At 42.5% G+C, this 25,532-nt stretch carries 19 protein-coding genes; 5 read left to right on the forward strand and 14 right to left on the reverse strand.

Translation table 11 applies throughout. From position 1 onward, the window contains the following. Window positions 1-227: 227 nt before the first annotated feature. From MHB50_RS14995 to MHB50_RS15055, 13 genes are all read right to left on the reverse strand, one after another. Entirely contained in the window at window positions 228-2,192 is a 1,965-nt protein-coding gene (locus MHB50_RS14995; RefSeq protein ID WP_340084089.1) for a TRAP transporter permease, read from the reverse strand. Window positions 2,193-2,196: 4 nt separating this feature from the next. After that, complete coding sequence (locus MHB50_RS15000) at window positions 2,197-2,622, reverse strand: DUF1850 domain-containing protein (RefSeq protein ID WP_340084091.1); 426 nt, start codon at window positions 2,620-2,622, stop codon at window positions 2,197-2,199. Between the two features lie 68 nt (window positions 2,623-2,690). Next, a complete protein-coding gene (locus MHB50_RS15005; protein WP_339164563.1) occupies window positions 2,691-3,686 on the reverse strand; it encodes a TAXI family TRAP transporter solute-binding subunit in 996 nt (331 codons plus the stop codon). Between the two features lie 129 nt (window positions 3,687-3,815). Next, window positions 3,816-5,195 carry a sigma-54 dependent transcriptional regulator gene (locus MHB50_RS15010; RefSeq protein ID WP_340084092.1) on the reverse strand — a complete coding sequence of 460 codons (1,380 nt, stop codon included), beginning with the start codon at window positions 5,193-5,195 and terminating at the stop codon, window positions 3,816-3,818. Next, complete coding sequence (locus tag MHB50_RS15015) at window positions 5,176-7,221, reverse strand: transporter substrate-binding domain-containing protein (protein ID WP_340084093.1); 2,046 nt, start codon at window positions 7,219-7,221, stop codon at window positions 5,176-5,178. Before MHB50_RS15015 ends, MHB50_RS15010 begins: the two co-directional genes overlap by 20 nt. A 79-nt stretch (window positions 7,222-7,300) precedes the next feature. Continuing rightward, on the reverse strand, window positions 7,301-7,831 hold the full coding sequence (locus tag MHB50_RS15020) for a chromate transporter (protein WP_077113100.1): 531 nt from the start codon (window positions 7,829-7,831) through the stop codon (window positions 7,301-7,303). Further along, window positions 7,832-8,431, reverse strand: a complete 600-nt coding sequence (locus tag MHB50_RS15025; protein ID WP_077113099.1) for a chromate transporter — start codon at window positions 8,429-8,431, stop codon at window positions 7,832-7,834. A 172-nt stretch (window positions 8,432-8,603) separates the two neighbouring features. After that, window positions 8,604-9,758 (reverse strand): ROK family protein, encoded by a 1,155-nt coding sequence (locus tag MHB50_RS15030; protein WP_236016996.1) that lies wholly within the window; start codon window positions 9,756-9,758, stop codon window positions 8,604-8,606. Between the two features lie 237 nt (window positions 9,759-9,995). Then, window positions 9,996-12,620 (reverse strand): ABC transporter permease, encoded by a 2,625-nt coding sequence (locus MHB50_RS15035; RefSeq protein WP_340084094.1) that lies wholly within the window; start codon window positions 12,618-12,620, stop codon window positions 9,996-9,998. Continuing rightward, window positions 12,617-13,300 (reverse strand): ABC transporter ATP-binding protein, encoded by a 684-nt coding sequence (locus MHB50_RS15040; RefSeq protein WP_340084095.1) that lies wholly within the window; start codon window positions 13,298-13,300, stop codon window positions 12,617-12,619. The genes MHB50_RS15035 and MHB50_RS15040 overlap by 4 nt, the downstream gene beginning before the upstream one ends. Before the next feature lie 1,716 nt (window positions 13,301-15,016). Beyond that, window positions 15,017-16,018, reverse strand: a complete 1,002-nt coding sequence (locus MHB50_RS15045) for a HAMP domain-containing sensor histidine kinase (protein WP_340084097.1) — start codon at window positions 16,016-16,018, stop codon at window positions 15,017-15,019. Window position 16,019: 1 nt separating this feature from the next. Further along, window positions 16,020-16,703 carry a response regulator transcription factor gene (locus MHB50_RS15050; protein WP_077113092.1) on the reverse strand — a complete coding sequence of 228 codons (684 nt, stop codon included), beginning with the start codon at window positions 16,701-16,703 and terminating at the stop codon, window positions 16,020-16,022. Window positions 16,704-16,960: 257 nt separating this feature from the next. After that, window positions 16,961-18,574 (reverse strand): gamma-glutamyltransferase family protein, encoded by a 1,614-nt coding sequence (locus MHB50_RS15055; RefSeq protein WP_340084098.1) that lies wholly within the window; start codon window positions 18,572-18,574, stop codon window positions 16,961-16,963. Window positions 18,575-19,265: 691 nt separating this feature from the next. Here MHB50_RS15055 and MHB50_RS15060 point away from each other — a divergent pair. Genes MHB50_RS15060 through MHB50_RS15070 form a run of 3 tightly spaced genes read left to right on the forward strand, consistent with a single transcriptional unit; the run spans window position 19,266 to window position 20,897 of the window. Next, window positions 19,266-19,727: an Lrp/AsnC family transcriptional regulator gene (locus tag MHB50_RS15060; RefSeq protein WP_077113185.1), complete on the forward strand. Its 462-nt coding sequence runs from the start codon at window positions 19,266-19,268 to the stop codon at window positions 19,725-19,727. A gap of 40 nt (window positions 19,728-19,767) precedes the next feature. Beyond that, on the forward strand, window positions 19,768-20,358 hold the full coding sequence (locus MHB50_RS15065) for a chromate transporter (RefSeq protein ID WP_077113184.1): 591 nt from the start codon (window positions 19,768-19,770) through the stop codon (window positions 20,356-20,358). After that, window positions 20,355-20,897, forward strand: coding sequence for a chromate transporter (locus MHB50_RS15070; protein ID WP_340084100.1), 543 nt, complete (start codon window positions 20,355-20,357; stop codon window positions 20,895-20,897). Before MHB50_RS15065 ends, MHB50_RS15070 begins: the two co-directional genes overlap by 4 nt. A 410-nt stretch (window positions 20,898-21,307) precedes the next feature. On the opposite strand, the gene MHB50_RS15075 is transcribed toward MHB50_RS15070, so the two are convergent. Continuing rightward, a complete protein-coding gene (locus tag MHB50_RS15075; RefSeq protein ID WP_340084101.1) occupies window positions 21,308-22,552 on the reverse strand; it encodes a MerR family transcriptional regulator in 1,245 nt (414 codons plus the stop codon). Between the two features lie 170 nt (window positions 22,553-22,722). Here MHB50_RS15075 and MHB50_RS15080 point away from each other — a divergent pair, with 170 nt between their 5' ends. Beyond that, window positions 22,723-24,396, forward strand: coding sequence for an amidohydrolase family protein (locus MHB50_RS15080; protein WP_340084102.1), 1,674 nt, complete (start codon window positions 22,723-22,725; stop codon window positions 24,394-24,396). A 3-nt stretch (window positions 24,397-24,399) separates the two neighbouring features. Beyond that, a complete protein-coding gene (locus MHB50_RS15085; protein ID WP_340084104.1) occupies window positions 24,400-25,458 on the forward strand; it encodes a spermidine/putrescine ABC transporter substrate-binding protein in 1,059 nt (352 codons plus the stop codon). The last annotated feature ends 74 nt before the right edge of the window (window positions 25,459-25,532 follow it).

A 25,532-nucleotide genomic window follows, 5' to 3' on the forward strand; every position in this document is an offset into this window, starting at 1 on the left:
ATTTTTAAGAATCGCTTGCGGCTTCTGGAAATCACTATACACTTCTCCGACTTACCAGCTGACTTCTAGAAGTCACTGTCCATTTTTTAGTCTCACTCGCGACTTCTGACACGAATGTCCACTTTTCCAATTCACTCGCCGATCCAAGTAATGCCTCGTCATGTTCAGATTCGCTCACGGCTTGCCATCCACTTCCTTTGCAAGCTGAAGGGCTAGCCACATCCCAGTTAGGATGCAGCCGTAAGTTCGTGATGATTCTTTTTCATTTTCATCCATTGAAGGATCGTTATAATGATTAAGATCACTAAGCCGGCCAAGTCTTGAAGCATGTTTGGCGTAATCAGCATGATGGAGCCCAGGAACATAACGATCCTAAGCGGCCAACTGAGCGGAACGAAATAGTGGCGTTCCACAGAGATTCCGAGCATGATGACACCCGTGATGGAAGTGAGTGTTACGACCGCTCCTTCGAAAAAGGTTGTATCTATCATGAGCAATGCATTGTTGTAAACAAAAATATACGGTACGATAAACCCGGCGATGGCCAGTTTCATCGACACAAAGCCGGTTCTCATCGGACTTCCCCCTGAAATACCTGCCGCAGCAAAAGCGGCGAGCGCCACTGGAGGGGTCAGGTTTGCAAACAATCCGAAGTAAAAGACAAACATATGAGCGACGAATGGTTCAACGCCCAATTTTACAAGGGCAGGAGCGGCCATAGTCGCAGTAATGATGTATGTGGGGATACTGGGCAGTCCCATTCCCAAAATGATACAGGCGATCATCGTGAAGATAAGAGTCAACATTAAGCTTTCTCCACCTATCGCAACGATCCCATTTGCGAGCTTTAAGCCAAAGCCGGTTAATGTTGCGACCCCGACAATAATGCCCACGGCGGCACACGCAATCGCTACCGACAACGCGGATCGTGCCCCATCTTCCAAAGCGCCCACAATATCTTTAAAAGACATTCTGGTTGTTTTTCTTAATTGGGCAACAAGGACAGTGATGATAATCGTCCAAAAGGCGGCGAATATGATTGTCTTTCCGCTGAAAAAGAGCATATAGATTAAAAATACGAGCGGCAAAAACAAATGTCCTCTTTCTTTCATCACTTCTGATATTGTCGGCAACTCTGAACGCTTGATTCCCTCCAATCCTTCTTTGGAGGCGCGAAGGTGAATTTGTGTAATGATGCCCAAATAATATAAAGCCGCCGGTAAAATGGCTGCAAGGGCAACGGTAGAATACGGAATACTCAATACTTCTGCCATGATAAAGGCGGCGGCTCCCATGATCGGCGGCAAAATTTGCCCTCCGACGGAGGCGGTCGCTTCTACAGCACCGGCGAAGTTATTCTTGTAACCGATTCGCTTCATCAGCGGAATCGTAAAAGCCCCGGTCGTCACTACATTTGCGATGGCCGAGCCGTTAATACTGCCAAGCATGCCGCTCGCCAAAACAGCTACTTTCGCGGGTCCGCCTTTTGTGTGGCCCGCAACCGCCAGGGCAAAATCATTGAAAAATTGTCCCATTCCCGACCTGCCGAGCACGGCACCAAATAAAATGAACAGAAAAATATAAGTGGCGGAAACACCGATGGCGGTTCCAAATATTCCCTCTGTTGTCACATAAAGCTGGTTGACGACCATGTCCCACTCATAACCGCGATGCCTGAATATGCCTGAAAAATTTCTCCCATATAACGCATACAAGAAAAAGAGAACGGCCAAAACCGGCAGTGCCCATCCTGTTACCCTTCTTGCCGCTTCCAGTACGAGCACCACAAGTAGTACACCAAATACAATATCGGTATTGTTAGGTATCCCTCCCCGCTGAATGATCCCTAAATAATCCGCAAAAAGATAAACGCTTGTCGCCACCGATAAAAGCGCCAAAATCACATCATACCAAACAAGCTTGCTGCGGCTCCCTTTTTTGCGGGCGGGATAAAGCAAAAAGATGAGCGCCAATACGAACGCAACATGTACCGAACGATGTTTTAATGTTGGAGGAGCTCCCAATACCGAAGTATATAAATGATATAAGGAAAAACCGACGGCAATCAGAGTGATAACGAGTGTCATTTTTTTATTTTTAAATACCCTGAACCGAGATTCCGTATCGTATTTTTCTAAAATTTTCAAATGTCCATCTGGAGTATGCTCGTCTTGATTTGCTGCTTTCTCCATTACCTCACCCCTTTTCTATTGTCATTTCCACTTTATGATGATGGGGAATTGCTTCAGGAAGGAGGAGCTTTTTTCCGTTTAGCAAAACGGTCAGCTCGGCAATTTGTGAATGGATCCAGTAGTATGCGGGTTTCGTTTCATTTAAATCCCCCATAATGACAAATCCATCTTCCACTTTCACGCTTCCTTCCTTTTCATTCGGTACGCCGGCCCCAAAAGATTGAAACTTCGTTTCAATTAATGTAAAAGTCTTGTTTTTTTCAATTAACAACTTTTCTTCCCAGATTGTTTTTTCAACAGAATGCCGCCAATGGATAACAATTTCATCTCCGGGGTAAACTGTTTCTCTTACACATTCCGCAGCTGTGTCCTTGTCACAGATCACGAGTTGGAGCGGCTTCTTCATTCCAAATAATAAATTGATAAGCATAAGGCAGACAGCTATTGCGCTGAACAAAAGTACATTTTTTCGAAAGAGGGGCCGCCAATGAATGCTTTCTATTTTAATACGCCTTCCTCTTTAAAATACTTTTCCGCACCAGGATGAAGCGGAATGCCCAAACCTTCTGTCGCATGTTGGATATCAATGTCTTCTGCCGCGCTATGGGCATCTTTTAACACATCGAGATTTTCAAAAATCGCTTTCGTCATATGATAGACTTCTTCCTCTGTTAAATCTTTACTGACAATCATGGCATTGGTAATGGAAATAGCTGGAACGTCCTCTTTATTGCTGTATGCTCCGGCCGGGATAACAGTTTTACCCAAGTATGAGTACTCTTTCGTCAAATATTCCATGGCATCATCTTCTATCGGAATGATTTTTACGCCATGAGATGTTTCCAAGTCCATGATGGCCGAGTTGGGAATGCCGCTGCTGAGCACCGCGGCATGAACAATGCCATTTTTCATTTGTTCTACCGATTCCGCAAAAGATAAGTAGTCTGGTGTAATGTCATCATAGCTCAACCCATGCCCTTCAAATAAGACGCGGGCAGCCAACTCTGTTCCTGAATTTGGTGCTCCCACCGCCACTTTTTTTCCTTTTAAGTCGCTAAAAGACTCAATACCGGAGTCTGCTGTCGTAATAATGTGCAGATAATTTGGATAAAATGCCGCAAGCGACCTTAAATCTTTCTTCGGGTCTTCGCCTTCAAAAGCGCCTGTTCCTTCATATGCCTGGAATCCAGTATCTCCCGTAATAAAAGCAAGTTCCGCCCTTCCGCTTAAAACAAGGTTGACATTTTCTACTGATGCCTGTGTCGCCTGTACAGAGGCATCCGCTCCCAACTGTTCCTGCAAAAGCGTGGCAAGTGCTCCTCCCAACGGGTAATACACTCCAGAAGTACCTCCGGTCGCAATCGTCACAAATAAATCTTCAAATGAAGCCTCTCCGTCTTTTCCATTATCTTTTCCTCCGGAAGTCTTCTCACCACCCCCGCAGGCAGCCAAAAACAGAATGAAAACAAAACATAAAGCCGATATTTTTTTCATTTTTTTGACCCTCTTTCTATTGTTTGTTCGCTCATTGTCAAAATTGCAAAAAACATGCCATCTTCAATTCTCTTGTTATATATAGCGCTTACATAAAAAAGAGCGTTAGAAAGCGGCAAATTTTTCCGCTTACCGGAATGTTTTGCCGCTTTCTTTGTAACATCTTAATTTTTCCCGCAAACCTCTCTCGCTAATTCCCAGCATTTTTGCTGTTTTTTTTCTGTGGTTTTCATTCCTTTTCAGTGTAGCGAGAATTACTTGTTCTTCAATTTCTTTTAACGGCAAGCCAACGAGGGTGTCGATTGCCGTATCGACATGTTGTCGAAGAGCGCCGCCAGCTTTTGTTTCGTCGATGAAGCGGTTTGGCAAATCATGTAACTGAATCGTTTTTCCTTGTACGACAATCATGGCCGATTCGACGATATTCGCCAATTCTCTAATATTTCCCGGAAAATGATAGTTGATCAGCCATTTTAATGCCTGCTCGGAAAAGCCTTCTACCTGTTTGTTCATTTCTTTGTTAAACTTTGCAATAAAATGATTCAGTAAAAGCGGCACATCTTGCCGCCTTTCCCGAAGAGGCGGCATACGGATTTCCATCACATTCAAACGGTAGTATAGATCTTCTCTAAATGTTCCTTCTTCAACCGCTTTTTTTAAATCTTTATTGGTCGCGGCAATAATCCGCACATCAAGTTTTATCGCCTTGTCCGCGCCCAATGGAGTAACTTCCCTCTGCTGGATGACGCGAAGCAGTTTGGCCTGCAAGGAAAGTGGCATATCCCCTATTTCATCCAAAAAAATAGTTCCTTTTTGCGCCAACTGAAATTTTCCTTCTCTTTTATACAAAGCCCCTGTAAATGCGCCTTTCTCATGGCCAAACAACTCACTTTCCAGTAATTGTTCGGGAATGGCGGAGCAATTGACAACCTCGAAATGCTCTTTTTTCCTTTTACCCGAAAAGTGAATGGCTCTGACAACTAACTCTTTTCCCGTCCCGCTCTCGCCAGTTACCAAAATAGTAGAATCAATATCTTTTACCTTATCAATCAGTTCAAACACTTTTTTCATACTGGGACATGTTCCGATCATTCCTTCAAAAGCATATCTTTTTTCCAGCTCCTGGCTTAATTGTTCAACCCTTTTATTTAACTGTAAAAATTCTGCCGCCTGCTTAAGAACGGAAAACAATTCTTCCATATGAAGAGGTTTGGTAAGATACGAATACGCCCCTTTTTTAATGGCTTCAACAGAAGACGAAATGGAACCGTAGGCTGTCATCATAATGACAATCGTTTCAGGCTGGATATTCTTTATATCTTCCAATACTTGTAATCCATCTGTATGCCCCAACTTTAAATCGAGTAAACAGAGATCCACTTCTTCCTGCTTGATCAATTGTAATCCTTCTAATGGATCAGTCGTAGCTTGTACATCAAAATCATCTTCCAATGCAAATTGGAGGGATGAGCAAATGGCTGCTTCATCATCAATGATTAACAATTTCATGATGCCTGCTCTCCTTTTTTGGGAATTTTAAAATAAAAGTGCTCCCTTCCCCGAGCTTGCTCTCCAAAGCGAGACTCCCGTTATTCTCAATGACAAATTGTTTGGAAAGTGAAAGGCCCAATCCGGTGCCATGTTCTTTGGAAGTATAGAAGGGCTCAAAAATCTTCTTTGCCTGTTCAGCCGTCATGCCTTCCCCTTTGTCTCTAATAGTGATGACGGCTTCATCTCCCAAACATAAAGCGTTTACATATAATGTTTTTTCTCGCCGCACATGTTCCATTGATTCAATGGCATTTAAAAAAAGGTTGATCAATACTTGCTTCACCTGGCTTTCATCGGCCTCAATCCAAAGATTCGGCACAATGTCATATTCGATTTTGATATTTTTATTTTCCATATTCTGTTTAAACAATCGAATGACGTTTTTCAATAATGGCCCGATATCAAACCGTTTTTTCTCCTTGGAAACCGGCTTGGCGTAATGGATTAACCCTTCAATTAGTTGATTGAGCCGATCAATTTCCTTTGGGACAAGCGTTGCTATTTCATTTCTGAACCGCGCATTTTCCATTTTTTTTGGAATGAGTTGGACAAATGTCTTGATAGAAGTGAGCGGGTTTCGAATCTCATGGGCAATTCCGGCTACTAATTGAATGAGTGCCCGGCTTTTTTCCTCCTCTTGTAATTGGTCCTTTAATTGTTTTTCAACTGTAACGTCTTCAAACATGAGCAATACTCCTGAAATGCTTTGGTCAATATCATAGAGAGGATGGATGTCATATCGGATAATGGCGGGTGCCCCGCTTGGCGATGTGGTTTTTAATTCCTCTCCCATAATATTTTTACCAGAACCAAGCACAGCGTGTTTTCGCCCTTTCAGCATCTTGGACAGGAAAGAAAATTCATTCATGTGCCTGCCGGTCGGCTTCTGTTCTACACCGAGCATATTCATGGCCATTCTATTAATGGATGTAATGTATCCGTACAGGGAAAAAGTGATAACCCCCCGCGCGCTTGACTCCAGAATCTGTTCTTTTAGTTGGTCACTGTTTTTGGTTTTTTGAATTTGCCGCTTTAAAGATTCATTCATCATTTGCAAATCATGCGTCTTTAAAGCCACTTCTTTCTCCAGTTCGCGGTTCCACTTATAAACGACTAAAAATACTACAATAGCGAAAATGACAATAAATATGAGAAATTCCCTTATTTTCTTCAATTTTTCACTTAGCGGCGATTCAAAATTCTCGAACCATTTATGATAGATATCGGAATAACTTTCCGTCAGTTTGATTTGCCGGATTCCAAGGTTTAGTTGGTGCAGCAACGAGTAGTTTCCCTTTTGAACGGCAAAAGAGTATTCGAGGGGGAGCAAATGGGTGTTGATCAACTGATATTTGTCTTCCAATCCATTTTCTTCCAAAAAATATTTCGCAGTAATATAGTTTCCAACAAAAGCGTCAGCACGCTCTTTAAACAAAATGTTGATAGCTGTTTTAGGCTGATGGGCCGAATGGTAATGGATATCCCGGATATTTCGTAAAAAATCATATTCCGGCGTCCGATATTGAATCGCAATCCGCTGTTCTTGCAAATCGGTTACACTTTGTACCGGGCTGTTCTTTGGGACAAGCACACCCGCTGCAGACACGATGTACCGTTCGGAAAATTCCACACGCTCACTTAAATCCCCCGTAAAGGGAACCCCGAGTATGATGTCTATTTCCTGTTTTTGCAACGCTTCAATGCTCTTTTCAACATTCATCGGGATATATTTCACACGAAAACCGCTGTGCTTGGCCACTTTATTCATAAAATCGATATTGAATCCGGTGTATTCGCCATCTTTTTCAAACTGGTATGGGGGAAAATTCGGATCGAATCCTACTAACAGAACGTGTTGTTCCCGAATGTCAGGCACCGTCTCTTTACCGCCGTTTACTTCCTGATCAGTGTCTGCTAATGCTGTAACAAAAAAGAACAGATAAAAGATTGCGAGTAACAGAGCAGTCTTTTTAAACAGAAACATGCACCTCCCTTGATTGTTGCCTGGCCTGGTGATACTAGATTAGCCCAGCAACGAAAGAGGCGCAACTTTGTTATGCCATTTAGTAAAGAAGAATGCCCAGCCCTCCGGCGACCACGATGACCAACATCGGATGCCATTTGTATTTCAGCAAAGCAAGTAAGCAAAGTAAAAAGAGCAGACCTCCAATCAAAGAATCTTTTGTAAAAGCGAGCAGCCCGTTTGATTGGGCAAATGAAAAAGCGGCAAAGATGATCAGTGCCGTGATGATCGGGCGCATGCCGTAAAAAGCGGATTGAACAACAGGAGCCTCGTTGATTTTGTAAAAAAAAGAAGCAAGCAAAAGAACGATCAAAACGGAAGGCAGTGTCATGGCAAGGGCCGCCGTTGCTCCGCCCCAAAACCCCGCCACATGAAATCCAATGAAAACCGCTGTATTTGTGGCGATTGGTCCTGGGGACATGCCCGCCACCGCGATAACATCGATCAGTTCTTGGGAAGTCATCCAGCCATGGCGCTCCACTTCAAGCTGAATCATCGGTATGATCGCATATCCGCCCCCAAAAGATACAAAGCCGATTAACAAAAAGGTCAAAAACAGATCCAACAGCATCTAATCAGCCTTCCCTTCCGATTGTGACTTGCATGCGGACACGTTTTTTCTCTTCCTTTTTACGCGATGGATCGCAACACCGGAGATCATTCCGGCAAAAATTAAAACAATCGGATGGGCATGGAAGACAATTAATAAGAACAGCGCAATCACCACTAAACCGAAAGTACTTTTATCCAAAATGGAAGATTTTGCAGCAGTAATAGCCGCATATACGATAAGCGCTACAACGGCGGGGCGAATTCCTCGAAAGGCCGCTTCGACGAAATCGTGATCCCGCACCGTTAAAAAGAGCAAACTTAACACAATGACAATGAAAAATGTCGGCGTCATCATTCCGACTGTCGCGGCCAGCGCTCCTTTTAAACCGGCGATCCGGTATCCGATAAAAGCTGAAGAATTAACCCCTACCGACCCCGGTGCCGATTGTCCAAGCGCAAAGGCATCAACAATTTCTTCTTCACTCATCCATTTTCGTTTGTCAACGATTTCTTTTTGCATGAGCGGCATCATCGCAAACCCGCCCCCAAACGTAACAGGGCTGATTTTCATAAATGTCCAACATATTTGGAGAAGGGTTCCAGTCCGATTCTCCTTCATATACTGCCGCCCCCTTTCTAAGTTGAATTAATTTCATTTCTGACGCATAACAGATACTGGGGCGAGCGTTTTTTGCAGATCCGTTTTAGCCTCCTCATCGCTTCTACGGGGGCTTCCGCTCAAGCAATCCCCGCAGGATCGTCGGCTTTTCGTTCAAAATCCACTTAGTTGATTAAAAATATGATTCATATACTTGGATTGCGGCTCCCAAAGCGATTGCTTCTTCTTTGAGCGAACCTTTTTTAAATAAAGTGGAAACAGTTTCCGGCATAAACGTGTGGGCACGGGCACTGGTTACGGTCTCTTCAAAGAAAAAGTCCGTCTCATAAACAAGCATACCGTGGAGAACGATAAGATCGGGTCCTAACGCATTCATCATATTTGCCAACCCGACCCCAAGATAATAAGCGCTCTTTTTGGCGATAAATAAGGCCGTTCGGTCCCCCGCCTTCACCAGTTTCACCAATTGGCCAATATCTATTTCCAGGCCGGTTGCTCTCTTGTATTCATCCAGCATGGCTGGATAGGAGGAATAAGCCGTCAAACAGCCTTGCTTGCCGCAAATACATATTTTTCCGTCTGCCTTTACGATGATGTGGCCGAGGGCGCTGGCATCTCCTTTGCCGGTATAAAAAGGACTTCCCTCATATAAAAAGCCGCATCTAATTCCAAATCCCATAATGCAATACAAAATTCGCCGATACATTTCCCGATGAACAAAAAACTCGGAAGCTGCTCCGCTGTTGGCTCCGTTATCAACGATGATGCGGACCGGAAAACGGGAAAGCTGTTCGGGAATGCTTACCCTTTCCCACCCTTTTGCCAGGAAAGATTCCGGATGTAACAACGTTCCTTCAGAGCGTAAAATCGGGCCAACCGCCCCGACCCCAATCCCAAGTAATTGCGCAAAAGAGATTTTATACTGATGAAGCCATTTATGAATCACTTCATGAATTTCAGCAAACACAACATCTGGCGTATGAGCTTTTGTCATTGGGATCATATGACTTTTCATGATTGCAAATGTAAGGTCCGTTAAAACTATTCTCGTTTCCGTTCTGGATATATCAACACCGATCAGCCAAGCCGCAGATTCATTTATCTTATATAAAATCGGAGGCCTGCCCCCGCTTGATGGGCCCAGTCCTCCCTCTTTGATCAAGCCGTTTTCCAGCAGTTCATCAAGAATTCTTGTCATGGTTGTCGGTTTTGTTTGCACGAGATTAATCAAATCGGCCTTTGAAACCAAATTTCTTTTATGAATGTGCCTATATACTTGCTTATATAATTCATTTTTTCTTGAATCGTTTTCCAAAAATGTTTTCATCACGGGCAGGTCCTCCAAAGCACTTTATTCCTTTTCGGAAAAAAGCATGCGCGATCGGCATTTCCTTCATTATTAAATGTATAGAACCGCAACACATAATTCAAGGCTTTATGGTTAGATCAGGCTCCTTTGGAAGACAAATCTTGGAGCAACATGCTGGACGGGCAAAATGGGCGAAGCCCATAAAGAGGCTGCCGGCAAAAGTCTGATTGATCACTTTTGTCGGCAGCCCTATTTTTACATATTTTCTTGTTTCAATGCGTCGATAATATTTTCTTTTTTTACTTTCGAGCTTGAATACATCATGGAAATCCCAACGATCACAAAAACAGCAATGACGACATAAAGAATACTGAGCCACGGTAAAAAGAAATCGTAGGAAAACGCATGTCCCAAAGCATAGTAAATACAGTACATGGCCACGAAGCTCAACGGCAATCCGTACAATAATGCTTTGATTCCATAAAAGATGCTTTCATAATGAATCATCCGACTAAAGCCTTTCGGTGTCATCCCGACCGATTTCAGCATCGCAAATTCACGTTTTCGTAACGACACACTAGTCGATATCGTGTTTAAAATATTGGCGATGGAAATAATGGTTATTAAACTAATAAATCCATACGTAAACACTGATAAAATCAAAATTAATTGTTCATCCCGTTGTTTTTCTTGATAATGATTTGCGATAAAATGTTTTATTCTTTGAACTTCCTCTATCTTTTTCTGTGTTTTAACGGGATCCGTACTATTTAAGTATAAATAGGGGGTACTTTCTTCTTCTGACAATCCAAACTGTTTGAAAGTGGACTCTGATACGATCATATTTAATTCACCAAGCTCGGCATGCTTTATTCCCATCGGCACCTGGTCCGTAAACTTGGCAACCTTGATTTTACCGACAGATTGCAATTTTTCTTCTTCTGTTTCTTCTGTTTCTACTTCTTCATCTGTTTCATTTGTTTCATCGTCAATCGGCCTGAAAAGCTCAAGCTCCTCCCCTTCTTTCAGATGAATAGCCTTTGTTTCTGTATATTTCCCTGTGCCTGCATCCCCAAATTGGACGGTGTCATGCAAAATCGCGAAGGAACCATTTTTTAAATCATCAAAGCTTGCTCCTGCCTGCTTCGCATAGGCCTGTAATTTTTCATCCTTTAAAGCGTGTAATCTGATATTGTAATGGTATTTGCCATCTACTAACATGTCTTCAAAACCATCCCACTCACGAATGGGGTCCGCCACCTTATCAGCTTCAACCATTGAAACCAAGGTGGACTCTGTGATGAAATTGTAATCCGTAATCTCTTCCGTTTTTATGATATTGCGCAAAAATTGTTCATCATCTTCATAGCCAAGACCGACCTGAATATCATAATTGACCCTTTCTTGTTGCAGGGAAAGTGCTTTTTTCAAGTTGTCCGTAAAGAAAGAGACGGACAAAAATAAAACAATACTAATGACCAATGAAAAAATGGTCGCTTTGTATCTGCGTTTATGGCGCTTTAAGTTTTTCAAGCCTATTTCCGCTTCAATCCCAAATATCTTTCGCACCAACCTGGAAGTTTTGACCGCTTTACCCGTTAATTTTACATCGGCAGTTTGTCTAATCGCATCAATGGCGGAAATGCGGGACGCTTTAATGGCTGGCAGAAAACAGGAAATAAATATAGTTATAACAGATACGATCACCGCGGCAATAAGTGAGCCAGGTGTGACAGTTACTTTTAATGGGACCGTTACACTAAATACATTTTGGATCAGCGAATTAATAAACATAAATGTAATGGCTATGCCGCCAAGTCCGGCTAAAATGCCGATCGGGATACTAATTAACCCAATAACCATTCCTTCAAAAAAGACAGAATTCCGCTTTTGTTGTTTCGTTGCCCCCACACTCGCCATCATGCCTAAATGACGTGAGCGTTCGGAAACGGAAATCGCAAAGGCGTTATAAATTAAGGACACGGAACCGATAAGAATGATCGCCATGATCACAGCGGTAACAGAATAAAGAGCTTGACGCATGCCGTCACTTTTCACCACACCGGAATAACGAAGCAACTCAATGTTCACTTCATAATCGCTAATGCCAATCGATTGGGCAAATTTCTCTGTATCCTTGTAAAAAGATCCGGTTAATTTTTTGGAGACGACACTGACATTCAGTGGCTCATCCTTTCCAATTGAATTCTCATTTAAATAGGATATGATAGTATATCCCGGCGACCAGGGAATCTCCCATTTAGGACGTTTCATGATTCCCACAATCGTAAATTCTTTCGCCTGCAGATCAACTAATTGTTCAGAGACTTCACCATTTTCATCATAATTTAAAGCAGAATCTTGTTGTAAAGGCCCTGTTATTTCTGATTGTGGTGCCTCCCTTTTTCCAATTTCCAACTTCATGGAACTGCCGATTTTATAATTGACCAGTGCCTCGGTGACTATTTCCTCCGAAATCACAACTTCATTTTCCTTTTTTGGCAGTCTCCCGCTTGACAGTTCAATCGGAAAATGTTGAAAGCCTTCTTTGTCATACGATTTTAAAAATACATATGGCCGGTATTCATCTTGGCTTCCTTCTAAATAAGCATAGCCTATATCTTTCGACAAAATCACTTTTTTGGTCTGTTCGTCTTTTTGTATCGCTTCCAGTTGCTCTGGATTCACGTCTCGATACAAGACATGCCATTCACCTTTATCGGCAATTGTTTGCCTTTTTAATAAGTCCATAAACGATACACCAATTGTCGATACGCCAGTTAACATCGCTACAGAAATAATCACACCGATAATCGTAACAAGGGTACGCCGCTTATTTTCCTTCAAGTGGCGGATCGTTACTTTATTCACGATATTCATGGACGAACCACCTCGTCCTTTTTGATGTTCCCATCTTCTATCGCGATAATCCGATCGGCTTGTAAAGCAATGCGCTCATCATGTGTAATGATGATCAAGGTTTGCTGATATGTTTTATTGAACATTTTTAATAGCTCAATAATTTCTGCACTATTTTGACTATCCAAGTTTCCTGTTGGTTCATCGGCTAACATGAGAGCTGGATTGCAAATCAAAGCCCGTCCAATTGAAACACGCTGCTGCTGCCCGCCAGAAAGCTGATTGGGCAAGTGATGCAGTCGATTCTCTAATCCTAAGCGGTTCACAATATCTTGAAATTGCTTTTCATCCACTTTATGCCCATCTAATAAAAGCGGCAATGTGATATTTTCCTCAACGGTCAACACCGGAATCAAATTGTAAAATTGATAGATCAAACCGATTTGCCGACGGCGAAAAATCGCCAGCTGTGTTTCATTTAATTGGTATATATCCGTATTATCAACAAATACTTTCCCGCTTGTTGGCTGATCGACCCCGCCTAACAAATGCAGAAGTGTTGATTTCCCGGAGCCAGATGGCCCAATAATCGCGACAAACTCGCCTTTTTGGACCGAAAAAGAAATATTGTCTAAAGCCTTGACGGCTGTTTCCCCTTTTCCATATACTTTTGATAAATGTTCAACTCGCAAAATCTCCATTACGAAACCTCCATCCTTTCACATCCTAAACATAGTGTATCGGTTGAACATGACTATGAAGTGACTCTAATGTGACAATTGAGTCACCCAGGAAGAGGTTTACTTGATTCTGATTGCTGTTTTATGCCGCTGAGAGATAGGGATTCTTCGAATCTGTAATTCCGATCAATCCATTCTTTTCATAAGCCTTCTTCCACCTGTTCAATTCGCTTCATTCCTATTACGTCCACGTACTCTGTAAGATTTGCCGAGGAAATTTGCATCTATAAAGTGAACTTCATTCAGTAGGACTCCTGCTGAATGTTAGTTGAACCAATCGGGCATTTAGGTGCCGTTTGCTCTCACTTAGCCTTTTCCATCACTCAAGATTTTGACTTACGGCACCTTAGTGCGGGATAAAGTGAAACTTCATTCAGTAGGAGTTTCTTCCATCTCCTGCTGAATGTTAGTTGAACCAATCGGGCATTTAGGTGCCGTTTCTCACACTTGGACCTTTTCTATTCACTCAAGATTTTGACTTACGGCACCTTAGTGCGGGATAAAGTGAAACTTCATTCAGTAGGTCTCCTGCTGAATGTTAGTTGAACCAATCGGGCATTTAGGTGCCGTTTTCTTACACTTAGACCTTTTCCATTCACTCAAGATTTTGACTTACGGCACCTTAATGCGGGATAAAAAAATGCCTATAGGCAAAACACTCTTTTTCAAGTGTCCTAACTACAGGTACCATACTAATTATTTGTGCGGCTGACGTTAAGAGGAGAAGGGCGATCCACTGGCGGTTGTCAATCAAAATTTGCTCCTTTAATGGCATACCGACGAACCTCAAGTTCCTAAAAGAAGAAGAAGATAAATAATTGCATAAGTGGGAAGTGTAATGGAAGTAATGATATACATTGTCATTTCGCCTTTAGAGAGTTTTCTTTTCCATTTCGTTAATTTCAGTTGCCTGCAATAAATAGCACTGGAAATAAATATTAATAAAAAAGATAACTCTTTTACAGTTTCTAAAAAGGTAATCAATTTAATCAACCCTTTGGTTTTGGAATAATTTCGTATCGTGTATTGAAGGACCAAATAACAAAAAGAACCTCATATTTTTTGAATTTCCTTGTTTATTGGCTTTTGACTGCTTTTTGCTGAACCGTGTATTGGAAATAGTCCCATACAGATAATAGTAAAGACAATGAAAAAGGCTTTTTAAACTTTGACATCGAAATGACTTCCTCTGATTTTTAAGCACTTTCTGAAACTTGCTTCTATAACAAGCTCCATTTTTCCTCTTTTTTCTTCCAATTGAAAAAAGGTGGGAAAGGTAATGAATGGCGGTTGTGAATGCTTTGGAGCGAAGGGAACCCCAGTGAGCATAAGAAGCGGAAAAGCATTGACAACCTAGCTTCACCCAATATGATTTTCCCAGGGGGCGGCAGGCCGAGAAAAAACTTCTGAACGCGACTTATCGCAATGTTTCACGGAAGCCGATCAAAAAGACAGGGCAGCGGCACTGCCAAACGACAGGACAAGGAATGCTTCTGTCAGTATTGTCAAAGCGCGCAGAAAGAGCGCGAGCTTCGGGAGGCCGCAATAAGACGATCCCTTAGTCAGCAATTGTGCACCGCTGTTGTATTCGTTCAATACGATTTTTGCGCCTGAGCAGCCGGGATCACCATAGTCTTACTCGCTCTTGAAATACTTCATTTCGGACTTCTAAATATGTTAAATAATCTGTTTGTAAAACTTAATATGGAAGGCCGTTCCTTCTCCTGGTTGACTTTGGACATCAACCGTACCGTTTTGGCTCGTCACAATGGAATGAGCCATCGCAAGTCCAATTCCAACACTGTCTTTATCGGCCGTTTTCCCTTTATAAAACCGCTTAAAAATATGCGGCAAATCTTCTGAAGGAATTCCTATTCCATTGTCTGCTATCTTTATTTCGGTGAACAAAGCATTTTCGCTATAGGAAATCGCAATCGTCCCGCCAATCGGTGTATGTTCCACGCAGTTTTTTAACATATTGATGAGCGCCTCCGCCGTCCAATTGAAATCGCCAATAAACGTCACATCATCCTTTTTCTCTATTTGAACGGTTTGCATTTTAATATCAATGGGAACAAGGACAGGTTCTAAGGCTTTTTCAATTAACTCCTGCACGTTAATCGGCTCTTTTTTAAATGGCACACTGCCCGCATCAATTTTTGATAATTTTAATAAAGAAGAAACAAGCCATTCGATTCTTTCAAGCTGAACTTGGAGATTTTGAACAAATTCCTTCCGTTTAGGAGTTGGTAAATGATCATCACTCAATAAATCAGCCATGACGGTCATCGATGTTAAGGGCGTTTTTAATTGATGAGAAATATCGGATATAGCATTCACTAAGTGAATTTTATCCTTCTTTAACAAGTGGCCCTGTTCTGACAGCATCAGCGTCACTTTATAGATTTCGTTTTTTAATATACTTAATTCCCCTTCACGGTTATCCCGAATATCGAGTGTGTAATGACCGGCTGATATTTTTCGTAAATAAGCTGAGAGTTTTTCAATATTTCGATAGCGCCACCAAGTAAATGCAAAAAAAGCGCTGGTGAGCATTCCAATAGTAGCCAGTAAAATATAGAGAGGATGGATGGAAGTCATCACATTCAACATGACCGCTGCTATTGAAATGATACTAACGATTAAAAATAACATACAGATCTCTATATTTCTCCACATCTCAATCCCCAACCTTATAGCCTAATCCGCGAATTGTTTTGATCAATTGAGGATGTTGCGGATCATCTTCCAGCTTTTCACGTAATCTTTTAATATAGACGGTTAACGTATTATCGTTCACAAAATCGCCGGCTACATCCCAAATTTGCTCTAAAAGCTGATTACGTGATAGGACTTGGCCAATATGGTTCGCAAAAACAAGCAATAAACGATATTCCAACGCTGTTAAAATCAGCTCCTCACCGTTTTTATACACTTTTCCCTCTAACACATTAATCCGAACGGGGCCGATATCAATGTTCGCTTTTGCTTTCGGCTGCTTTTGATAGCGGCGCAACACGGATTTGATTCTTGATAATAGCTCCCGAATGCGGAAAGGCTTTGTAATATAGTCATCAGCCCCCATATCCAGCCCCATCACGACATTGACCTCTTCATCTATAGCCGTTAAAAATATGACCGGAATATCTCCATTCCTTTTCGCCATTTTGCATAATTCATAACCGCTCCCATCAGGCAAGGATAAATCAAATAAGCATAAGTCAATTTCCGCAAAATGCTTGGTTAAGTAATCCTGAGCAGATGCGGCATTATAGCACAGCGTTGTTTCATAACCATCTTGTTGCAGCGAATACTCTAAACCGGAAGCAATCGTCCGATCATCTTCAACAAGTAAAATACGCACGATCTCACCTCTACCTTCTGCGCTAATCGAAATAGTTCCAGTTTTTTTTGATACTTTACGTCTAACAAATTTAATAGGCCCCGGGCAAGCAATCAGTTGCGTTTGCCGTTTATGTCATCAGGCCGCGTCTTTTATACAAACCTAACCCTCTTCTCCATTATCTTTCTTCCCCACTTTTACATCAAGCGCTTCTACTATAAAAAAATTGGCTTCCGCTGTCAAAAGCAGAAACCAATTTCAATATTTTACTATGTTCTTCACCACAGTGCAATCGCGCCATCGGTTCTAGATTCTGTTCCGGCTACCAATACACCCGTTTCAGGGTCTCTCCAAATAATTTGGCCTCTGCCGAAGTTATTCGTTTCCAGCGCAATTCTTATATCATGTCCCAAATACGCCAAATCGCTAGCAATATGATGTGGGAATCTTTGTTCTACTTCAACTGTCCTTCCTTTTATCCATTGCCAGCGCGGTGCATCAAGCGCCGCTTGAGGATGGAGGCCAAAGTCGATTGAATTCATGATTACTTGAACATGGCCTTGGGGCTGCATGAAACCACCCATGACACCAAACGGACCAACAGCTTGACCGCCTTTCGTCAAGAATCCGGGAATAATGGTGTGAAATGTTTTTTTTCCACCTTCCAAAGCGTTCACATGAGCGGGATCCAATGAAAAGTTGTTTCCGCGGTTTTGCAATGCGATCCCTGTTCCCGGAACTACCAGACCAGAACCAAATCCCATATAATTGCTTTGAATAAACGAAACCATATTTCCTTCCTTATCTGCGGTGGCCAAATAGACGGTCCCGCCTTTGAACGGTTCACCCGGCTGAGGCAAGCAGGCTTCTGCCGAAATCAGTTTGCGGCGCTCCTCGGCGTAGGCTTCACTTAATATTTCTTCCACCGAATATGTCATACGCTCCAAATCCGTAATAAACTTATACCCATCGACATAGGCCAACTTCATCGCTTCTATTTGCTTATGGTAAGTATCGAGTGATTCTTTGCTCGCAAATTCAAAACCTTTCAAAATATTTAATGCTTGAAGCGCCACAATGCCTTGGCCATTTGGAGGAATTTCCCACACATCATATCCGCGGTAATGGATGCCGATCGGCTCTACCCATTCGGGTTCATATTCCGCTAAGTCTTCTTCCGTAAAGAATCCTCCGGTTTCCTTGGAGAATTGAACAATTTTATCGGCTATTTCTCCATGGTAAAATGATTTACCATCGGTTTCGGCAATCATCCTCAATGTCGCGGCATGATCTTTTGAGGACCATACTTCCCCAACACTTGGAGCACGATTGTTTGGAGCAAAAGTATCAAACCAATACTTGAACATGTCCTCTTTTAAATGCTGTGAAAAAGCAAGATAAGCTTTTTTCCAAAACCGGCTGAGAGTGGAAGATACCGGATAACCCTCTTCGGCATATGTAATCGCATCCTTTAATACTTCCTTTAGCGGCAATTTTCCGAATCTCCTTGACAATTCCGCCCACGCTCCGGGAACACCCGGCACTGTTACAGGAATCCAGCCAAATTTGGGCATGGCATCATAACCCATTTGTTTAACCTTTTCGATTGAAATGTGTTTGGGAGCCCGTCCACTTCCATTTAAACCATGGAGCTTTCCTTTTGTCCAAACAAGCGCAAAGGCATCCCCTCCGATTCCATTCGATGTCGGCTCACATACGGTAAGGCAGGCCGCAGTTGCAATTGCGGCATCGATAGCGTTTCCGCCTTTTTGCAAGATTGCCAGTCCGGCCTGAGCGGCAAGCGGTTGTGATGTGGCAACAACACCATTTTTGGCATAAGCCGAGTTCCTCGTAATGGGATAAGGGTGTGACAAGTGATTACAAGTAATCAACAATCTCCCTCCTTTTTGATAACTAGTTGCATAGTTGATTTTCTATCCAGCCGGAAAACTGGTAACCATTAAAAAAATACTGGAGCATGGAGTACGGGCAACTATGAGATGGCCTGTAGCTCCTAAGCGTTTTCTCATTAACTCCTGATCTGTATCCACACCATTCCTGTAAACATGCCCGCCTTAGTTGATAATTTTTTCTGATTGTTCATCCATTTCTCCAACCTAATCATGTATGCACTTACAAAAATTTGTCAAGCCCCACCCCTAAATTAAAAGGATTGTCGAAAAAGAAAAAACGATGCTGATTTTTATACGATGAAACAAACGAACAAAACGATCATAAAATCCCACAAACACTTTCTTTTGATATATAATATAGCAAATATTATTTTCGTTTCGTATGTTTTTTTAAAATATGAATAGCAATCCGTTCCCGCGCAATTAATTGAGGATAAAATATATATTTCGCAACTTCTTTGATTGATTTATATGATCGGCATGTGGATATAGCGTTCAAAGGATTTTGAAATAGTTTTTTGCGAAGAGCGGGATGGCAAACATAAGAATAACGGGCGCATACAGAAAGTTCTTTAGGCGGGTAACATTCAAAATCAGGCGGGATATATTGCCAAGACTATTAATCATAGAGGTGAGTACCATCCAATCCAAAGATAGATTTGCAGAAAATATGATGCCTTCTTTGACATTAAATGAAACGGATCAAAAAATCATTGAGATACTTCTTGAAAACGCCAGAATTTCTTATACCGATTTAGCCAAACAAATCGGGATTTCCAGAGTAGCTGTGCAATCCCGGATTCAATCATTGGTTGATGAAGGAGTGATCGAACGTTTTACAGCAGTTGTTAATCCGATAAAAGTCGGTATTCAGGTCTCCGCTTTTTTCAATGTGGATGTAGAACCAAAATATTTGGATAAAATAGCGGAAAAATTGGCTTTACATCCCGCCGTTACCAGCCTTTATCATATGACAGGACCGAGTACCCTTCATATGCATGGTGTCTTTAAAAATATGAAAGAAATGGAAGAATTTCTTCTTGAAACACTATACTCCATGAAAGGCATCATGCGTGTGGATACCCAGATGCTTTTAAAGCGCTACAAAAGCAGGATGGGGCTTAAACTATAATCGTATACAGGGGGGATTGCGCTTGGACTTTCAAGGGTACATGGCCATATCAGGGGCCATGGCGCGAACCGGAATTTTCGGCTATGGAGGAGGACCTTCCGTCATTCCGCTATTTCGCCATGAAGCTGTTGTTCGCTATCAGTGGATGACTGATCAAGAATTTGCTGAATTGTTGGCTTTTGCAAACGCCTTGCCTGGACCGATTGCCACTAAACTTGCGGCACAACTTGGCTATCAGCAAAAAGGAGCGATGGGAGCCGTTGTTGCGGTGATCGCCCATATTTTTCCTACCAGTGTGGCGATCGTGGCTTTATTGGGCGTACTTTATACAATGAAAGAATCTGTTATTGTCGCAGGAATGATTGCGGCTGTCAGACCCGTCATCGCGGTACTGCTCGGCATAACCGCATATGAATTTTGCGTAAAAACATGGGGCGGAATGGGGAAGGTCCTCGGTGTTGTTTTTGGTGTCGTTGCTTTCTTGCTGCTCGGCGTATTGGACATCCATCCGGCATTTGTGATTATGGCGTTCTTGGCATATGGAACGATTCACATCAAGCTGTACAGTTGGACAAAAAGAAAACTCTCCGGAGGAAGCGGTAAGCATCATGATAAAGGAGTATCATCATGATCTATTGGCATTTATTCTGGGCTTTTTTTATAGCAAATATCCTTGGCTACGGCGGAGGCCCTGCTACGATCCCGTTAACACAGCAGCAAATAGTCGATCATTACGGCTGGATGACGAATGAGGAATTCGTTGATATGCTGGCAGTCGCCAATGCGCTGCCTGGTCCGATCGCCACAAAAATAGCCGCTTTCACTGGTTTTCAGGAAGCGGGCTGGCTTGGGCTTTTAGTTGCCACAATAGGAACGGTGGCTCCATCTGCCATTGCCATCATTCTTCTTTTAAAATTGTTGAACCATTTTAAACAGTCGCCGGTAGTAAAAGGAATGACACTGTTGGTCCAGCCGGTTATTGCCGTGATGATGATCCAGCTCACATGGCAATTCAGCTCGGTTTCTTTTGCGTCCATTGGTGTGTGGCAATCTATTTTTATTGGCCTTGTTTCATTGATAGCGATTGTTTGGTGGAAAATTCATCCGGCCATCATCATTGTCGCCGCTTTTATTTATGGCGGTGCCATTTTACCTTATTTTATGGCATAAAAAATGATTCCAGCAGGCAGACATATCTAGATTCAACTGAAAAAAACTTAGTGGCGATCAGATTCAACTGAAGAAAGATCAAACGGCAGCTAACACCAAAACCATGTCTTCCGCCTGTGATGACGGGCACTAGTAAGACAAAAACGTCCCCTGTGCATTTGCTATCCCCTTGAGTTTTTTGAAAAATGGGAGTGCTTACGTAGCGCAAGCGCCGCCATAATCGTAAAAAGCCGCAATAAATTGTCATGGCTTTTTACGAAGTTGCCCGCTTTGCACTCACACCAGTTGGAACAAATCGGCAAGCAAAGACAGGAGATTCGTTTGCTCTCACACCACATACGATGATAGATCCCCTTGGATTGGAACATAGCTTATACTAATGAAATAGACTTGGACTCAACACGCACCCGTCATATCGTTATGTATCTTTTTCTATGAGCAGCATAAGCCATGCAATACAGCTTTTCATTTTCCATATGGTAATCGATATACTCGCCGGGATGATCCGTAAATCCGATACATTCTTTTTCCACTAATTGAAATCCGCCGCTGAGGAGATTATTTTCCAGAGAAAGGGGCTGAATATTTTGAATATGGGAGTTTGGATATAGCTTCCGCAATTGTTGATGCGATTTAGCGTCCAAAACATAATAAGCCGTATATCCCAAAATAATCGTTTTTTTATTAAAATAAGGGCGCAATTTTTCCAAAGGCAAATAGCTGTTAAACAAGGAAAAATCGTTAAACGATAATACATCAATAACAACATCGATTACTGCGTGCTTGAAAGGAAGATCCAATTGGCTGTTTACTATGTATAGCACTCGCAACCCCGGATTAAAATGCTCTATTTTCCTTTTTAGTGTTCGCAACATTTCCATTGTATTGCCGCAGAACACATATAGCGCATCCGGCGTAAGGGAACAAAGCAGTTTGGGAGGAAATACATATGTCTCCACATTCGTCTCCAAAATCACTTTATGGGAAAAGTCTTGCCGCAGCAACCGATTAAAAATCCATTGATTCCCTTTTTCCAATAAACTGACAAAACTTGGCGTGATTTCTTCGATCATTTGCTGATCATATATATAATGTTCATTTTGCGGCGAAGTGCTGATATCCGGTGTGACGATAATGCCGTCCTTGATGACTGCCTCATATCCGCAAGCGCAGTGCAGAGCACCTGTAAAGACATATTGTTCCTTAATAAAAGCATCTGTCAGATGCAGCGCCTTTTGACAGTGCGGACAATGGAACATCGATAAAAATGTAATGGGAACACCTGTAACAGCAGCCGCAACATTCATTTGATAAATGGATTCAATTTTTTCATCCAGCAAACGGAGGGAATGATTTATTTTTTCCTTTTCCTGAAGGAGATTCTGCTTCTTTTCGATTAATACTTTTAAATAGAAATCTATTTCTTGGATGTCCACGAAATGGGTGACCCGTTTAATGGATATGACTCGATGGATTTCCTGCAAAGTGAATTGCAAGTCCTTCAGCTTCATGATTAACGTCATATCGTCGATGCAATTTTGATCAAAATAATAGTGGGTTCTTTCTTTTGCCGGAATTAATAAACCCAACTCCATATAGTGACGAACTGTATCAACGGTAACGCCGACATTTTTGGCAAATTGCCCAATTTTCAAGTTGGAAACCTCCTTTCCCGGACTGGTACTCTATTTATACAACAAACATGGGGTATGCTCAATGCTTTTTTATACATCACTTGTAATCTGCAATTGACGTCGTGTGAACCCAATGTTTTATGATATGTATAATATTATTGTAAGCGCTTCAATTAGAAAGGGGGAGTTTTGTGAACACATACGCTGATACCATCTTTTACAACGGCAACATCTATACCGTCGACAAAAACAGAAGCTGGGCGGAAGCGGTCGCCATATCCAACGGCAACATATTGTTTGTCGGCTCAAATGAGGAGGCGCAAAGCTATAAAAGCGCATGGACAAAAACGATTGATTTGAAAGGAAAACTGGTCCTGCCCGGTTTTGTTGACAGTCATGCCCATGTCAGTATGGGCGGAGCCGAAGCGCTCTTTACCGTCAAATTGAATCATTGCCGAAGCCAACAGGAAGCGGCAGATGCTGTAAAAAAGTATCTGGATGACACTCCCGGGGCTGAGGTTGTTATCGGAGTGGGCTGGGGAAATGCGATTGGAGCCGGGGTCGGACCGAGAAAAGAATGGCTGGATGAAATTGCGCCGCATGTGCCGGTTTGTCTTTACTCGGAAGATCACCACTCGCTCTGGGTCAACTCAAAGGCATTGGAACTTGCAGGTATTCGCAAAGAATCGGCCAACCCGAAAGGCGGGGTGATTGAACGGGACCGGGTAACGGGAGAACCTTCCGGAACGCTGCGTGAAAGCGCGATGAACCTCGTGACAAAAAACATCCCCGATTACACCGTCGAACAATACAAAGATGGAATTGTAGCCTATCAAAAAAGAGCCGCCGCGTGCGGTATCACATCTGTACATGAGCCCTTTATGAGAAATGGAAATGCGATTAGAGCATACAGCGAATTAGAAAAGGAAGGGAAGCTGACGATTAGGTATCGCAACTCCCTCTTTGTCGATCCGCGCCTCGGTATTGATCAAGTGGATGAACTAGTGGCCGAAAGAAAAAAGCATTGTCATGGGTCCTATTTCCAGACAAATTCGGCCAAAATTTTTATTGACGGTGTCGTGGAAGGCGCAACAGCCTATCTGGAAGAGCCGTATGAACATATTGATTCCCGCGGCGAGCTGATCTGGGAGCCGGAAGTCTATAAAGAAACGGCGGCCAGGCTTCATAAAGAAAGATTTACGATCCACATTCACTCTATTGGGGACGCTTCTACTAGAATTGCATTGGACGGGCTTGCGTATGCGGAGGCGCGAGGCGAACCATTTGATGCCCGGCACGCCATCACCCATCTCCAGCTCGTCAATCGTGAAGATATTGCCCGAATGAAGAAACTGAATATTGTGGCCGTTCCAAACCCGTACTGGTTCATGAAAGAGCCAAGCTATTACTTTGAGATCGAAGAGCCTTATCTTGGCAAGGAAAGAGCGGAATCACAATATCCGATGAAAAGCCTGATTGATGCGGGACTGATTGCCGCTTCCGCCAGCGACTACCCGGTGACATTGAATTTCCATCCGTTAAACGGCATCCAATTAGGTGTGACTCGGATTGAAATCGGGAAGTCAGATGAGCGTCTGATCCATAACCCGGCAGAAAGAACCTCACTCGCCCACATGATCGCAAGCTTTACAATCAATGGCGCTTATTCACTCAAACTCGACCATATAACAGGCTCGATCGAAAAAGGCAAAAAAGCCGATTTGATCGTGCTGGACCAAAACATATTTGAAATACCTGAAAGCAACATCCATCAAGCCAAGGTGCTGCTGACGTTATTTGAAGGAAAAGAAGTATTTCGCCATCAAGAATTTTACAACGATGAAGTAACGAAAGGAGAAGTTTGAAAAATGCGCAAACCGATCAAATTCTGTTTATCACTGTTCCTTGTGACTTCATTATTTTTATCCGGCTGCGGCTCAAGCGGTTCTTCCGGAACCGGGGGAAAAGCGGATGAAAAGGTGTTGAATGTATTTAATTGGTCGGAATATCTGCCTGATTCAGTTATCCAGCAATTTGAGGAAGAAACAGGCATCAAGGTGAATTACACCACTTTTTCCTCCAACGAAGAGATGTACGCCAAGCTAAACAGCGGCAACCTTGGATACGATATTGCCGTTCCCACACTGTTTTTCATTGAAATGTTGGTGAAAGAGGGAATGATTGAAAAAATCAATAAAGAGAATATCCCAAATTTAAAACATTTGAATCCCGATTTTACCGGCACATTTGCAGATCCCAATGATGAATATTCCGTTCCCTATTTATGGGGATCTGTCGTCATCGCCGTGAATAAGGAGCTTGTCAAAAAAGATATAAAGGGATATGAAGACTTGTTTGATCCCGAATTTAAAAACAGCTTAGTCATGCCCGAAGATAATCGGGCAACCATTGGCGCGATGTTGGCCATTTTGGACTATCCGATCAACAGTACCGATGAAAAACAAATTGAAGAAGCCGGGGAACTCCTAAAAAAAATAAAGCCAAATATTAAAGCGTTTGATGGAGACAATCCGAAAGGACTGCTCATTACGGGCGAGGCAAAAGCCGGCATCATGTACAGCGCGGAAGCCGCACTGGCAAAACGGTCAAACCCCAATATTGAGATCATCTTTCCAGAAGAAGCCTCTTTCTTATGGCAAGACAATTTCGTCATCCCGAAAGGAGCCCCACATAAAGAAAATGCCGAGAAATTTATTGACTTTATTCTGAGGCCGGAAATGAGCAAAGAAATTTCCGAATCCTATCCGTATGGTAATCCAAACAATGAAGCTGTCAAGCTTCTTTCCGAGGAAATTCAACAAGAGATGACCATCCCGCAAGATTTCTTCGAACGCTCCGAATATGCGAGAGATGTTGGGGAGGCAACTCTTCTTTATGATCGTATTTGGACCGAAGTAAAACAATAAAGCATAGAACAGCTTCCGGATACATATTCGAAGCTGTTCTTATTTTTTCGCGCCGCGGCGAACCCGTTTACACT

Source organism: Siminovitchia sp. FSL H7-0308 (assembly GCF_037980985.1).
GTDB lineage: Bacteria > Bacillota > Bacilli > Bacillales > Bacillaceae_C > Siminovitchia > Siminovitchia thermophila.